The organism is Profundibacter sp. (assembly GCF_965277155.1).
GTDB lineage: Bacteria > Pseudomonadota > Alphaproteobacteria > Rhodobacterales > Rhodobacteraceae > Profundibacter.
Genome location: NZ_CBDIBV010000013.1, coordinates 1 through 13,148, shown reverse-complemented (window position 1 = coordinate 13,148; position 13,148 = coordinate 1). Strand labels below are relative to the sequence as shown.

Here is a 13,148-nt window from a genome sequence, read left to right as displayed (position 1 = left end):
GAGATCACGCCATGACAAAGAATACAGCAACATCGACATCCGCGCTACTGGCCAATGAAGCAGGCTATGACCCGATTGAAGACCGGCTGCGCCAGAACATCCGCGCGACGATCGAGGCGGTTTTCGAAGAGGAGCTGGAGCAGTTTCTGGGCCGTTGCCGGTATGGCCGCAGCGGCGGGGCAAAGGCCGGATACCGCCACGGGCATCGCGAGCGGCAACTGGTCGGAACATTTGGAACCGAAACGGTGCGCGTGCCGCGTGCGCGGATCACAGGCGAGGCCGGCAAGGCCAGAGAATGGCGCTCGAAGGCATTGCCCCGCTACCAGCGGCTGACGAAGAAGGCCGAGGCGCTGATCGCTGCTGTCTACCTTTCGGGCACCAACACACGGCGGGTAAAACGCGCCCTGTTCGGCCTGTTTCAGGGGGCGGTCAGCAAGGATGTGGTGAGCCGCGCCTGGCGCAAGGTGAAGGTGGACTGGCAGGCGTGGTGCGCCCGCAGCCTTGCGGATGAAGACATCGTGCGGCTGATCCTGGACGGCACCGTGATCAAAACGCGGATTGACAGGAAGGCCACCAATATCTCGGTTCTGGCCGCGATTGGCGTGCGCCGGGATGGGCAGAAGGTCTTGTTATCACTGATGAACATGGGCGGCGAAAGCACCTCCGCCTGGCGTCAGTTCATCAACGATCTGGATGCGCGCGGGTTGAAACGGCCCGAATTTGTCATCGTGGACGGGGCACCGGGACTTGAGGTCGCTCTCATTGCCCTCTGGGGTGAAGATCTGCCGATCCAGAGGTGCACGGTGCACAAGCACCGCAACCTTCTGGCCAAGGCACCCAAGCGTATGCATGATGAGTTGACAGAAGATTACCGCGACATGATCTACGCCAAAACACCCGAGGAAATCGCCACCCGCCGCAAGGCATTTCTGCGAAAATGGCGGCTGAAATGCAAGGCCGTCGCTGACAGCTTGGAAGAAGCAGGAGATAAGCTTTTCACCTTCACGCGTCTGCCACAAGGCCAGTGGAAATCGGCCAGAACGACAAATGCGATCGAACGCCTGAACGAGGAATTCCGCCGCCGCATCAAGACCCAGACCGTGCTGCCATGCGCCGAGACCGTGCCGATGCTGCTTTGGGCTCTGATGGCCTCGGGGCAGATCGTCATGCGAAAGGTCGATGGCTGGGAAACGCTCGCTCAGCCCGTCGCCGACGCAACCCTTGACCAAGCCGCCTGACCGGCGCATAACTCAACCCGCTCGGAGGTGCCTGAAATCAATTTCCACCACTTTCGAGACACAACCATCCAGAGTATACAGCCATAGCTGCCCAGTGTTGTCTTCGACCAGTGAAACACGGCAGGGCAAATAGGCGGCATAGGCCGGATCATATTCAACCATCTTGGCGGCCGTCAGCGGGTTACAATACAGATAGATATTCAGCTTGCGCCAGGGTTTGCCCGTCATAGCGGCCACCTGATCACCCAGAGGAAGCTCGCCAACTCCTTTGATATTGCGGTCGATTGCCACCTGCTTGATGGATTGATCCACATCTTCAAACGTCAGCCCTTCGGCCACTTTGGCCTTCCAGACCGTTGCCGCTGCACTGTTGCCGGTTTCGGCCAACCGGTCCATCATGCTCTTGTAGGTGTCAAAGGCCTGATCATCGAACCCGTCAAAAGCGACCTTGTATTTATACAGTGCCGGTCCAAGCCAAATCGCCAGACCCACGGCGACAACGCCCAAAAGGGCAAAAATGTTGCGGATGAAACCCATTGTAATTCTCCAGATATCCTGTTGGCAGTAATAAATTAGAATACATGAATATGGGAATTAGGCAAATCCGTTATTGCGGTGTTGTTCAGGATCACTCCCGCCCAGTTCGCAAACAATGTGCCATTCTTCTGGTGTGACGGGCTGAACAGACAGGCGGGAATTTTTGACCAGCACCATATCGGCCAGCCCTGGATCATCCTTGCACATTTGCAGGGTAACGGGGTTTGGCAGCGTTTTCACCGCCTTGATGTCCACACATTCCCAGCGCTCGTCATCGGTGGTGCTGTCGGGGTGGGCCTCGGCAATCACCTCGACAATACCGACAATAGCCTTTTCCTTTTGTGACAGGTAGAAAAACCCCAGATCACCGATCTGCATCTGCCGCATGAAATTGCGTGCCTGATAATTGCGCACGCCATCCCATTCCTCGCCTTCCTCGCCTTTGGCCAACTGGTCTTCCCAGCTCCAGCTCATAGCCTCGGATTTGAATAACCAGTACGCCATCAGCCAATCACCTTTTTCCATTCGCGCAGGGTTGTGGAGTCAAACAAGCCCGCCTTGGCGTAGGGGTCATTTTCGGCCCAGGTTTCGGCCTCGGACATATTGCCGACATTCAGGATGAGAAGCGAGCCGCACATATTGCCATCTGCATCCAGAAACGGACCGGCAAGGTCAACCACGCCGGTTTCTGCGACATAAGCAAGGTGCGCCTCGCGGTTGTCTTTTCGGATTTGCAGGGCGTCGGGTTTATCAATGGCGATCAGGCAAACTTGCATCGGTTACTCCTTTTTCAGCGGGCGGGAAAGCAGGGCTTCCATTGCCTTTTTAATGGTGGTTTTTTCGGTCAGAACAGCGGCGATCACTTCGGTGATGGGCATATCAATTTTGCGGGTTTTGGCAATGTTAGAGACTGCTAACGCCGTTTTCGCCCCTTCAACCGTGATATTGGGGTCAAATTGTTTACCCTGCCCCAAGGCCAGCCCGTAGCAATAGTTTCGTGACTGTTCGGACGTGCAGGTCAGCGTTAAATCCCCGAATCCGGAAAGGCCGGACAGCGTTTGCGCCTTGGCGCCCAAGTCCTGCGCCAACCGTTGCATTTCCGCATAGCCGCGCGTCATCACAGCGGCGCGCGCGCTTTCGCCCAGTCCGGCGCCCATCGCAGCGCCACAGACGATGGCGACGACGTTTTTCAATGCCCCGCCCAGTTCGGCGCCGGTGGTGTCGGTGGTGCGGTACAGCCGCAGGTTGTCGGTGGACAGTTGGGTTTGCAGCGTGGCGCCGATCTTGTCATCCGCGCAGGCCAGCGTCAGGGCTGTGGGTAGGCCTTTTGCAATGTCATTGGCAAAGCTGGGGCCGGTCAGGATGGCGGGGGTTGCTGTGGGGCAGATTTTCGCCAGCGTGGCAACGGGGCCAAGGCCGGTTTGCAGATCGACCCCTTTGCAACAGGCAACAAGCGGGTGGTTGGCCAGCAGGTCAGCGTGTTCGGCGGCGAAACGGGCCAATTGCTGCATCGGTGTGGCCAGCAACAGGGTTTTGGCCTGCCTGGCGGTTTGAATGTCGGCGGTAACGGTCAGGGAATCGGGGAAACGGTGGCCGGACAGGCGTTTACTGTTTTCGCGGTCCGTTTGCATCGCTTTCGCATGGTTTGCATCCCGCGCCCACAGGGTGACGGGTTGACCATTTCGCGCCAGTGAAATTGCCAGCGCGGTGCCAAAGGCTCCTGCGCCAAGGATGGAAATGCTCATGCCTTTGCCCCTTTCTTGCCCGATCCCAACATGGCGGGGCTGGTGCGGTCAAGGGGCCAGCGGGGGCGGGCGGGGAGGGTCAGATCATCGCGATGACCCGCGCGGAATTTCTCCAGTCCGGCCCAGGCGATCATCGCGGCATTATCGGTGCAAAGCGCCAGTGGCGGGGCGGTGAAGCTGGTGTTGTTATCGGCACAAACAGTCTCTAACACTGCGCGAAGTTGTTGATTTGCGGCAACCCCTCCGGCCACGGCCAAGGTGGGCTGCGCAGGGTTCAACTCCTGATACAGCGCCAATGCACGGCGGGTTTTTTCGGCCAGAACATCGGAAACGGCCATCTGAAAACTGGCGCACAGATCGGCGCGGTCCTGTTGGCGCAGACCGCCATGTTCCGCAACCAGTTTGTCACGGGCGCGCAGCAGGGCTGTTTTCAGGCCGGAAAAGGACATGTCGCAACCGGGCCGGTCCAGCAGCGGACGCGGCAGGGGGAACCGTTTGGTATCACCCTTGCGTGCCTCGGCCTCGACAGCAGGGCCACCGGGCTGGGGCAGGCCCAGTAATTTGGCGGTTTTATCAAACGCCTCGCCGGGGGCATCATCAATGGTGCCGCCAAGACGGGTGAAGTCATCCACCCCTTTGGCGATCAGAAACTGGCAATGACCGCCGGACACCAGCAACATCAGATAGGGGAACGCGGCCCCGTCCGTCAGGCGCGGGGTCAGGGCGTGGCCGGCAAGGTGGTTCACCCCGATCAGCGGCTTGCCTGAACCGGCAGACAGCCCCTTGGCGCACATCACGCCGGACAGCACCCCGCCAATCAGGCCGGGACCGGAAGTAACGGCGATTGCATCAATGTCCCCTAGCGTTAGAGCCGCTTTTTGCAAGGCCTGTTCAGCACACAGGTCTATCTTTTCGGCGTGTGCGCGGGCGGCAATTTCGGGAACAACGCCGCCAAAGCTGGCGTGCAGATCAACCTGTCCGACCACCACAGACGATAGAATTTCGGCCGCTTTGCCAACAGTCTGGCGCACCACGGCGGCGGCGGTATCGTCACAGCTGCTTTCAAGTCCGAGGATGGTAAGTGTTTGCTTCATGGCTCTGCCGGTTGCGATATGGATCATAGGCAGGTAACACCGAAGGGGCCTAACAGACAATCCCGACAGGTAATTATGCCCGATAATCGCCCCACTGTCCTATTGACCCGCCCGCAAGCACAGGCCGAACGGTTTGCGCAGGCGTTGGGTGATATTCCGGTGGTCATTTCGCCCTTGATGCGGATTGAACAACAGCCGCTGGATGTGGAACTGACAGGGTATCGCGGGCTGGTGTTTACCTCGGAAAACGGGGTGTGGGCCTGCCCACAATGCGCCTTGCCTGCTTTTTGCGTCGGGGACCGAACGGCACAGGCCGCGAAAGATGCCGGTATGCGCGCGGTTTCGGCCAAGGGATCGGCGGATGATCTGGTGCGGATAATTGCGGATCGGGCAGTTGAGGGGCCACTTCTGCATATTCGCGGGGAACATACGCGGGGGGATGTGGCCGGAAAACTCCGCGCACTGGGGCTGCGTGTGGACGAGGTTGTGGGATACCGCCAAGTGGCCCGGCCACTGAGCGAACAGGCACGAAAATTGCTGGGGGGTGAAAGCATTGTGATTCTTCCCCTTTTCTCGCCACGCACGGCCAGGCTATTTGTTGCCGACGTGGGCCGGATCGGAGCGCGTGTGCGGGTTGTGGCGATAAGTGAAGCGGTAAAAGAGGCCCTGTCAGGGTCTGTTTTTGACGACATCACCGTTTCCACAACACCGGATGCCAAGGGGATGATTGCAGCGATACAGGGACGTATCGACGCATGAGTTGCGCTTGAGGATCGTTTGATCCGCGGGTAGGCTGGTGCTGTAAAACGGTATTTGATTTCAAAGCGATTCGAGGGGGTTTTCGTCGTGGCTACTGCAAAGAAACCGGTGCGCGCCAAGGGTGCCAAAGCGGGAAAAGGTGCCAAATCCGAAGATATGATCGAGGATGCGGTGGTTTTAAAAGAACCCGTAAAACCGGCCAAGGATAAAGTCGAGAACAAGCCCGCAGATACCGAACAGGCCCCGAATGATGCCAACCCGAAATCGGGATTTATACCGATGCTGGTTGGTGGTGTATTGTCGGGCGCTATCGGGTTCGGCGCGGCCAGCTATTACTTTATGAACCGCCCTTCGGATGTTGAGCAGAATATAGCCAAAGTTCAGGCGACACTGGAAAGCCAGCAAACTGCACTAAAGGATGTCAGTGCGCAGGTTGGCGGGCTACCGGATGCGCTTGCGGGGGCCAAGACCGAAGCGAAAGAGGCGGTTGCAGCTTTGGCCACGGCAACCGGCAGCAAAGACGAGGAACTTTCCGCCACTTTGGCCAATCTGGCCAACAAGCTTGAGGATATTGATACGCGGCTGACCACGCTTGAAAAACGGCCCGTAGCCGAGGGGGGCATGACAAGCGAAGCTGCCGCTGCTTATGAGCGGGAATTGCAGAATATGCGGGATCTTCTGGCAACCCAGAAGGCAGATATTGAAAAACTGGCCGCTGAAGCGACGGCGCGAATTGAAGGCGTGGCGCAACTAGGCGGCCGAGGCCGAAAAAAGCGCCGAGGAAACAGCCAAAGCGACGGCCGTCAAAGTGGCGGTCGCACAGTTGCAATCGGCGCTGGACAATGGCGGCGCGTTCGAAGCCACAGTCACGAATTTGGTCGCTGCCGGTGTGAATGTTCCACCGGTGCTAAAGGACGCAGCCAAGGGCGGCGTGCCGACTTTGCTGGATTTGCAGGAATCATATCCTGATGCTGCGCGGGCCGGTTTGGCTGCGTCAATCAAGGCCACGACAGGCGATGGCGTGGGCGACAAGATCGGCGCATTTTTCCGATCTCAGGTCGGTGCACGGTCACTAGAGCCACGCGAAGGGGATGACCCTGATGCAGTTCTGTCCCGTGCCGAGGCGGCATTGGGCAAAGGCGATATTGCCGGTGTGATTACGCTGGTTGGCGCCCTGCCCGATGAAGGACAGGCGGCGATGGCCGGTTGGGTAAAACAGGCCGAAACACGTTTGCAAGCAGTCAAGGCCGTGCGCGCGCTGGCTGACAGTTTAAACGGTAATTAAGGAAATAACATGCTCTGGTCCCTGATCAAAATTCTGCTTTTTGTTGCCGCAATTGCGGGGGCAACTTTTGGTGCCGGTTATCTGATGGAAACCGGATCCAGTGTGGTGATTACCGTTGCCAATACCGAATTTGTTATCGGCCCGCTGATGATGGTGCTACTTGCAGTGGCGCTGCTGGCCGGGGTCTGGTTGCTGCTAAAGGTTATGGGTCTGTTGATTGCTACGTTCAAGTTTTTGAACGGCGATGAAACCGCGATTTCCCGCTACTTTGACCGCAACCGTGAAAAACGCGGATACGAAGCCTTGTCCGAAGGGATGCTGGCGCTGGCTTCGGGCGAAGGGCGGGTGGCGATGGCCAAAGCGGCCAAGGCCGAGAAGTATTTGAACAAGCCCGAGCTGACAAATCTGCTAAGCGCACAAGCCGCCGAAATGACCGGCGATAAACGCAAGGCCGAAGAGGTTTACAAACGCCTGTTGCAGGATGAAAAAACCCGTTTTGTCGGCGTGCGCGGGATCATGAAGCAAAAGCTGGCCGAGGGGGATACCGAAACGGCCCTTCTGTTGGCCGAGAAGGCCTTTGCGATCAAGCCCAAGCACGAGGAAACGCAGGATACCCTGTTGCGTCTGCAAGCCAGCAAAGAGGACTGGGGCGGGGCGCGCAAAACCCTGAGTGCCAAATTGAAAACCGGCACCTTGCCGCGCGATGTGCACCGCCGCCGCGATGCGGTGTTGGCCCTGTCAGAGGCCCGTAATGCGTTGGCGGCTGGTGATACGGTCAAGGCAAACGAAGCCGCGATCGAGGCCAACCGCCTATCGCCCGATCTGGTGCCCGCCGCTGTGATGGCCGCCAAGGTTTACACAGAAATGGGTAAACTGCGCCCTGCCGCGCGGGTGATCAAAAAGGCATGGGAGGCAAACCCCCATCCTGATCTGGCGGCCGCTTTTGCCGCGATTGCACCGGATGAAACACCCGAGGCACGCCTGAAACGGTTCCGCGCGCTGACCAAGCTAAAGCCGACCCACCCCGAAACGCGGATGTTGCTGGCCGAACTGAACATCGCCGCCAAGGATTTCCCCGCCGCCCGCAAGGCGCTGGGCGATTTGGTGGAAACTGACCCGACCGCGCGGTCGCTGACCATCATGGCGGCGATTGAGCGCGGCGAAGGATCGGAAGATACGGTTGTGCGTGGCTGGTTAACCAAGGCACTGACTGCATCACGCGGGCCGCAATGGGTTTGCGACAATTGCCACAGCGTCCACAGTGAGTGGGCGCCGGTTTGTCATAACTGCGAGAGTTTCGATTCCCTAAGCTGGGTTGTTCCCTCCGAGGGCGAAGTTGCGATGCCTGCCTCGACCGAAATGCTGCCACTGATCGTTGGCGCGCTTGAAGACAAGGTGGAAGACCTTGTTGAAGAGCCTGTCGTCGAAGCCGAAATCCTGCCCGAATCCGAGTCTGCACCGGAAGAACCCGAGGTGGTTGCCGATGGCGAGGTTGTGGCGCTGGGTGGAGATGAAAAACCTGTAAATTAGGGCTACCGTTTTTTGGAAAAGCTGGGTAAAACCCCGCCAATGCCGCATTAGCTCAGCTGGTAGAGCAATTGCTTCGTAAGTAATGGGTCGGGGGTTCAAGTCCCTCATGCGGCACCACTAACTATGGGTTTTGTTCAAGCAGCGTACCAAGGAAGTCCAGAACACGTTTCCTGGGCGGTCTATATTTAAGTAGGGGGCTGACCCAGATAACCTAAAAAGAGGTTATGATGGGAAGCATGAGAAAGAGTCGCCTGAGCCACTACAAGCAAGACCGTCTTACGGAGCATTTTGTTTCGGGATCGACAGCACGAACAGCAGCCAGTTTGTGTGGTGTAAACCGCAAGACCGCAGCGTTTTATTTTCTACGCCTGCGCGAGATAATCGCCTATGAGCTGGAGGCGGAAAGCCAAGCTATGTTCGGCGGAGAAATAGAAGTGGACGAAAGCTACTTTGGCGGCAAACGCAAAGGTAAACGCGGGCGTGGTGCGGCAGGTAAAATTCCCGTTTTTGGTATATTAAAAAGGGGTGGGAAGGTTTACACCAAGATCATCCCGGACGCCAAATCCGCCACTCTGATCCCGATCATAGAGCGCAAAGTCGTGCCGGATTCCATCGTCTATTCCGATTGTTGGCGCGGTTATAATGTGCTGGATGTGTCAGACTTCCACCACTTTCGCATCAACCATTCCAAGCTCTTTGCAGACCGTCACAACCACATCAATGGCATCGAGAATTTCTGGAACCAAGCCAAGCGCCACATGCGCCGATTTAACGGTGTCCCCAAGGCCCAATTTGGGCTATATTTGAAGGAATGCGAGTGGCGTTTCAACAACAGTGACCCTTCAGCTCAGTTATTGCAGCTAAGACAATGGGTTAAGCGTTACTTGAAGTAGTTATCTGGGTCAGCCCCTTAAGTAGTTCGTGCTGATAGGACAATTTTCCTTTGTCGTAGACTACGGAGATGCTTCCATTAACAGGTGAAAGAAACCTGCCGCAATTGCCCTTGGTCCATTCGTTTTGAAACCACGGGTCATACTTTGCAACGAGCGTCAGAACAGCTTCTTTCGGCCCCGCATTGATACCTTTGTATTCCGGCCATTTGGCATTGCAGGTCCATCCTTCGACAATTCGGGCTACCGTTTTCTGATTACTGTTTGCAGCCTTGAAAGTTGCAGTTGTAATTGCACCTTGGCTTAGCCCGGCTAGAATTATTTTTGTTTGGTCGACAAATGGGATTTTACGCGCCATTTCGATAGCGTTACCCGCATCGGCTTGCCGCATAGCTAAGGTCCCGCGAAATAGACCACTAGTTTTGGTGGCCGGTTCACATGACTTGGGGTATTTCAATCTTGCAAAACTGGCCGGCGCGATTACCAAATAGCCCTGGTCGGCATAAAATTTAACTCGATCACGCGTCCCTTTCCAAAAACCGCTACATCCGTGCAGATAGATTATCGTTGGGTAATTTGTGCCAGAATAGCCAATGTCGGAACGTGGTAGTGTCGCGAGTTTGGTGGAAATTCGAGGACGGCGTAATCTCCGGGTGCATCGAAGCCACCCAACCGGCGGCTGGAACCGCCAAGGAGATCACGCCATGACAAAGAATACAGCAACATCGACATCCGCGCTACTGGCCAATGAAGCAGGCTATGACCCGATTGAAGACCGGCTGCGCCAGAACATCCGCGCGACGATCAAGGCGGTTTTCGAAGAGGAGCTGGAGCAGTTTCTGGGCCGTTGCCGGTATGGCCGCAGCGGCGGGGCAAAGGCCGGATACCGCCACGGGCATCGCGAGCGGCAACTGGTCGGAACATTTGGAACCGAAACGGTGCGCGTGCCGCGTGCGCGGATCACAGGCGAGGCCGGCAAGGCCAGAGAATGGCGCTCGAAGGCATTGCCCCGCTACCAGCGGCTGACGAAGAAGGCCGAGGCGCTGATCGCTGCTGTCTACCTTTCGGGCACCAACACACGGCGGGTAAAACGCGCCCTGTTCGGCCTGTTTCAGGGGGCGGTCAGCAAGGATGTGGTGAGCCGCGCCTAGCGCAAGGTGAAGGTGGACTGGCAGGCGTGGTGCGCCCGCAGCCTTGCGGATGAAGACATCGTGCGGCTGATCCTGGACGGCACCGTGATCAAAACGCGGATTGACAGGAAGGCCACCAATATCTCGGTTCTGGCCGCGATTGGCGTGCGCCGGGATGGGCAGAAGGTCTTGTTATCACTGATGAACATGGGCGGCGAAAGCACCTCCGCCTGGCGTCAGTTCATCAACGATCTGGATGCGCGCGGGTTGAAACGGCCCGAATTTGTCATCGTGGACGGGGCACCGGGACTTGAGGTCGCTCTCATTGCCCTCTGGGGTGAAGATCTGCCGATCCAGAGGTGCACGGTGCACAAGCACCGCAACCTTCTGGCCAAGGCACCCAAGCGTATGCATGATGAGTTGACAGAAGATTACCGCGACATGATCTACGCCAAAACACCCGAGGAAATCGCCACCCGCCGCAAGGCATTTCTGCGAAAATGGCGGCTGAAATGCAAGGCCGTCGCTGACAGCTTGGAAGAAGCAGGAGATAAGCTTTTCACCTTCACGCGTCTGCCACAAGGCCAGTGGAAATCGGCCAGAACGACAAATGCGATCGAACGCCTGAACGAGGAATTCCGCCGCCGCATCAAGACCCAGACCGTGCTGCCATGCGCCGAGACCGTGCCGATGCTGCTTTGGGCTCTGATGGCCTCGGGGCAGATCGTCATGCGAAAGGTCGATGGCTGGGAAACGCTCGCTCAGCCCGTCGCCGACGCAACCCTTGACCAAGCCGCCTGACCGGCGCATAACTCAACCCGCTCGGAGGTGCCTGAAATCAATTTCCACCACTTTCGAGACACAACCTCTTCCAACGTCACACCATACAAGAAGGCCCAAGAAACAGTTGTGTTCTTTAGAGTGTGCGGCGTGACATCTATTAATCCAGTATGCATCCCCATAGTACCCATGCTTGTTTTCAGGGCTTCGCATTGCTCGGCTGCGTGCTTTGGGCATTATGCGAAAGCAGGCCCATTCCTTGCCAGCGGGTGGGGCGCTAAATCACACGGCTTCAGAGCAAATGATCCGCTAATCTAACGAATAGTTTTTAAAGAGTGCATGAGTTTTGCCTCATAACACTTCATGGAAGGAAAGGCAGATATTTTATCGTTGGCGGGATCAAGGGACCTGACACCAAAAATCTCCTTAAACTCGTATTTCGCGGCTGCTTCACCGGATGTTGCGCTTAAACCATTGGGTAGCAGGCTTTCTGTTGGTAACCCGTTCGATAAAACAACCTCGTGGTTATCGAACATCAAGTGATAGTATTTAACCTCTTGCGTTATCGAATCTACTATAATTGTTGTGCCATTAACCAGATATTTGGCTGCGCATAACATGGAATCTGTTGCGAAATTCAGAGGTGGTCCCACTTTTTTGACCAGTCAGCAGCCAGTTTAAGATGGATCAGGGTTTCATTTAGGCTGCCAAACTCATTGGTTTTGTTTTTCTGTCATAGGCTTCATCCGGGGTCAATATTCCGTGGGTGGAATGCGGGCGCTCGGTGTTGTAGTAAGCCAACCATTTCCCGATCCCGGCGCGGGTCTGCGAACCCGTTTCAAATGCGTTGAGGTAAATGCATTCGTATTTCAAGGATCGCCAAAGCCGCTCGATCATCCGGTTATCGACCCAGCGACCTTTGCCATCCATCGAGATTTTCACGTCGGCTTCTTTCAGCGCCTGCGTCCATTCAAACCCGGTGAACTGGCTGCCCTGGTCGCTGTTCATGATATCGGGCTTGCCGTATTTGGCCATAGCCTCTTTCAGGGCTTCAACGCAAAAATCTGCCTCCATGCTGTTTGACAATCTCCAGCTCAAAACCTTGCGGCTGTGCCAGTCCATGATCGCGACCAAATAGAGGAACCCGCGCTGCATCGGAATGTAGGTGATATCTACGCACCACACATGGTTTGGACGATCAATCGTCAGGTCTCGCAGCAGATACGGGTAGATCTTATGCTGCGGATGTTTCTTGCTCGTGTTGGGCGTCTGGTAGATCGGAACCAACCGCATCAGCCGCATCAAACGGCGGACCCTGTGGCGACCACACTTGTAACCTTGGCGCTGCATGTGCCGGGCCATTTGCCGTGATCCATACCACGGCGTCTGCAAGAATTGCTTGTCGATTATTGTCATGAACCGCAAATTTTCAGCACTTTCGCCTTTTGGCTGGTAATACAGGTTCGAGCGCGCCAGAGAAAGTAGCCCGCATTGTCGTCGCACACTCAGATCATGCTCACGGCTCACCATTTTTTGCCTCGCTTCCCGAGCAACTGTTGCGAGGCGTTGGCTAAAAAATCCCGTTCCACGACCAGCTGACCAATCTTGGAGTGCAGCTTCTCAATCTGGGCTTCATCAACCCGATCAGGATCACGGCCCCGTCTGGAAAATGCCGTGGCCATGTTTTCAATCGCTGCTCGTTTCCATGTGCCAATCTGGGTTGGATGCACACCATACTTCTTCGACAGCTCCGCCATCGTCATTTCCTCGCGGATTGCTTCAAGCGCAACGCGGGCTTTGAATTCGGGAGAATGGTTCTTTCGTTTCGTCATTTTGAATCGTCTTTCTCATAAGTCGATCCACCTTAACAACTGGTCCGAATTTCCGCGACCACCTCTGTCAATATCATCGGTATCAGGCATCGAAATTACAGTTCGGGCTCGAAGGTATTATTGCTGTTTAAGGAAACATATTGATTTGAGTGAACACAGAAACCGTTTTCAAACCCGTTGTTGCTCTGAATATCGACGACACCATCAGGGTTGTGTCTCGAAAGTGGTGGAAATTGATTTCAGGCACCTCCGAGCGGGTTGAGTTATGCGCCGGTCAGGCGGCTTGGTCAAGGGTTGCGTCGGCGACGGGCTGAGCGAGCGTTTCCAG

At 56.3% G+C, this 13,148-nt stretch carries 14 protein-coding genes, 1 tRNA gene and 1 pseudogene; 8 read left to right on the top strand and 8 right to left on the bottom strand.

From position 1 onward, the window contains the following. Positions 1–11 precede the first annotated feature (11 nt). Positions 12–1,238 (top strand): IS256 family transposase, encoded by a 1,227-nt coding sequence (locus ACQY4M_RS15200; RefSeq protein ID WP_428539582.1) that lies wholly within the window; start codon positions 12–14, stop codon positions 1,236–1,238. Positions 1,239–1,250: 12 nt separating this feature from the next. Here ACQY4M_RS15200 and ACQY4M_RS15195 read toward each other — a convergent pair whose 3' ends face one another. The 5 genes from ACQY4M_RS15195 to tsaD are packed head-to-tail and all read right to left on the bottom strand — an operon-like array spanning position 1,251 to position 4,614. Next, positions 1,251–1,775 carry a DUF302 domain-containing protein gene (locus ACQY4M_RS15195; RefSeq protein WP_428545801.1) on the bottom strand — a complete coding sequence of 175 codons (525 nt, stop codon included), beginning with the start codon at positions 1,773–1,775 and terminating at the stop codon, positions 1,251–1,253. A 57-nt stretch (positions 1,776–1,832) separates the two neighbouring features. Further along, a complete protein-coding gene (locus ACQY4M_RS15190) occupies positions 1,833–2,279 on the bottom strand; it encodes an EVE domain-containing protein (protein ID WP_428545798.1) in 447 nt (148 codons plus the stop codon). Further along, complete coding sequence (locus ACQY4M_RS15185; RefSeq protein WP_428545796.1) at positions 2,279–2,551, bottom strand: YciI family protein; 273 nt, start codon at positions 2,549–2,551, stop codon at positions 2,279–2,281. Before ACQY4M_RS15185 ends, ACQY4M_RS15190 begins: the two co-directional genes overlap by 1 nt. Before the next feature lie 3 nt (positions 2,552–2,554). Then, a complete protein-coding gene (locus ACQY4M_RS15180; RefSeq protein ID WP_428545793.1) occupies positions 2,555–3,520 on the bottom strand; it encodes an NAD(P)H-dependent glycerol-3-phosphate dehydrogenase in 966 nt (321 codons plus the stop codon). Further along, positions 3,517–4,614: a tRNA (adenosine(37)-N6)-threonylcarbamoyltransferase complex transferase subunit TsaD gene (gene tsaD, locus ACQY4M_RS15175; protein ID WP_428545790.1), complete on the bottom strand. Its 1,098-nt coding sequence runs from the start codon at positions 4,612–4,614 to the stop codon at positions 3,517–3,519. Before tsaD ends, ACQY4M_RS15180 begins: the two co-directional genes overlap by 4 nt. Positions 4,615–4,689: 75 nt before the next feature. Here tsaD and ACQY4M_RS15170 point away from each other — a divergent pair, with 75 nt between their 5' ends. From ACQY4M_RS15170 to ACQY4M_RS15145, 6 genes are all read left to right on the top strand, one after another. Further along, positions 4,690–5,373, top strand: a complete 684-nt coding sequence (locus ACQY4M_RS15170) for a uroporphyrinogen-III synthase (protein ID WP_428545787.1) — start codon at positions 4,690–4,692, stop codon at positions 5,371–5,373. An 87-nt stretch (positions 5,374–5,460) separates the two neighbouring features. Next, a complete protein-coding gene (locus ACQY4M_RS15165; RefSeq protein WP_428545784.1) occupies positions 5,461–6,342 on the top strand; it encodes a hypothetical protein in 882 nt (293 codons plus the stop codon). Beyond that, positions 6,305–6,658: a COG4223 family protein gene (locus ACQY4M_RS15160; protein ID WP_428545781.1), complete on the top strand. Its 354-nt coding sequence runs from the start codon at positions 6,305–6,307 to the stop codon at positions 6,656–6,658. Before ACQY4M_RS15165 ends, ACQY4M_RS15160 begins: the two co-directional genes overlap by 38 nt. A 9-nt stretch (positions 6,659–6,667) precedes the next feature. Further along, positions 6,668–8,188, top strand: a complete 1,521-nt coding sequence (locus ACQY4M_RS15155; protein ID WP_428545778.1) for a heme biosynthesis protein HemY — start codon at positions 6,668–6,670, stop codon at positions 8,186–8,188. A 41-nt stretch (positions 8,189–8,229) separates the two neighbouring features. Continuing rightward, positions 8,230–8,305, top strand: a tRNA-Thr gene (locus ACQY4M_RS15150). 119 nt (positions 8,306–8,424) lie between these two features. Further along, complete coding sequence (locus tag ACQY4M_RS15145; RefSeq protein WP_428539609.1) at positions 8,425–9,081, top strand: IS1595 family transposase; 657 nt, start codon at positions 8,425–8,427, stop codon at positions 9,079–9,081. On the opposite strand, the gene ACQY4M_RS15140 is transcribed toward ACQY4M_RS15145, so the two are convergent. Continuing rightward, on the bottom strand, positions 9,062–9,469 hold the full coding sequence (locus ACQY4M_RS15140) for a hypothetical protein (RefSeq protein ID WP_428545775.1): 408 nt from the start codon (positions 9,467–9,469) through the stop codon (positions 9,062–9,064). The genes ACQY4M_RS15145 and ACQY4M_RS15140 overlap by 20 nt on opposite strands. A 313-nt stretch (positions 9,470–9,782) precedes the next feature. Here ACQY4M_RS15140 and ACQY4M_RS15135 point away from each other — a divergent pair. Further along, positions 9,783–11,009 (top strand): annotated as a pseudogene (locus tag ACQY4M_RS15135) (IS256 family transposase). A 293-nt stretch (positions 11,010–11,302) separates the two neighbouring features. Here the strand turns inward: ACQY4M_RS15135 and ACQY4M_RS15130 are convergent. Together ACQY4M_RS15130 and ACQY4M_RS15125 are read right to left on the bottom strand one after the other, a co-directional pair. Continuing rightward, positions 11,303–11,641, bottom strand: a complete 339-nt coding sequence (locus ACQY4M_RS15130) for a Hint domain-containing protein (RefSeq protein ID WP_428545772.1) — start codon at positions 11,639–11,641, stop codon at positions 11,303–11,305. Positions 11,642–11,687: 46 nt separating this feature from the next. Next, positions 11,688–12,820 (bottom strand): IS3 family transposase gene (locus tag ACQY4M_RS15125; RefSeq protein ID WP_428539245.1). Its coding sequence is split into 2 segments (ribosomal slippage): positions 11,688–12,568 and positions 12,568–12,820, totalling 1,134 coding nucleotides; the frame shifts between segments, so codons are not numbered across the junction. Positions 12,821–13,148: the final 328 nt, after the last annotated feature.

Excerpts from the sequence above, each read along its gene's own strand:
- ACQY4M_RS15200 (WP_428539582.1), top strand. The coding sequence starts at position 12 with ATGACAAAGAATACAGCAACATCGACATCCGCGCTACTGGCCAATGAA.
- ACQY4M_RS15195 (WP_428545801.1), bottom strand. The coding sequence starts at position 1,775 with ATGGGTTTCATCCGCAACATTTTTGCCCTTTTGGGCGTTGTCGCCGTG.
- ACQY4M_RS15190 (WP_428545798.1), bottom strand. The coding sequence starts at position 2,279 with ATGGCGTACTGGTTATTCAAATCCGAGGCTATGAGCTGGAGCTGGGAA.
- ACQY4M_RS15185 (WP_428545796.1), bottom strand. The coding sequence starts at position 2,551 with ATGCAAGTTTGCCTGATCGCCATTGATAAACCCGACGCCCTGCAAATC.
- ACQY4M_RS15180 (WP_428545793.1), bottom strand. The coding sequence starts at position 3,520 with ATGAGCATTTCCATCCTTGGCGCAGGAGCCTTTGGCACCGCGCTGGCA.
- tsaD (WP_428545790.1), bottom strand. The coding sequence starts at position 4,614 with ATGAAGCAAACACTTACCATCCTCGGACTTGAAAGCAGCTGTGACGAT.
- ACQY4M_RS15170 (WP_428545787.1), top strand. The coding sequence starts at position 4,690 with ATGCCCGATAATCGCCCCACTGTCCTATTGACCCGCCCGCAAGCACAG.
- ACQY4M_RS15155 (WP_428545778.1), top strand. The coding sequence starts at position 6,668 with ATGCTCTGGTCCCTGATCAAAATTCTGCTTTTTGTTGCCGCAATTGCG.
- ACQY4M_RS15145 (WP_428539609.1), top strand. The coding sequence starts at position 8,425 with ATGAGAAAGAGTCGCCTGAGCCACTACAAGCAAGACCGTCTTACGGAG.
- ACQY4M_RS15140 (WP_428545775.1), bottom strand. The coding sequence starts at position 9,469 with ATGCGGCAAGCCGATGCGGGTAACGCTATCGAAATGGCGCGTAAAATC.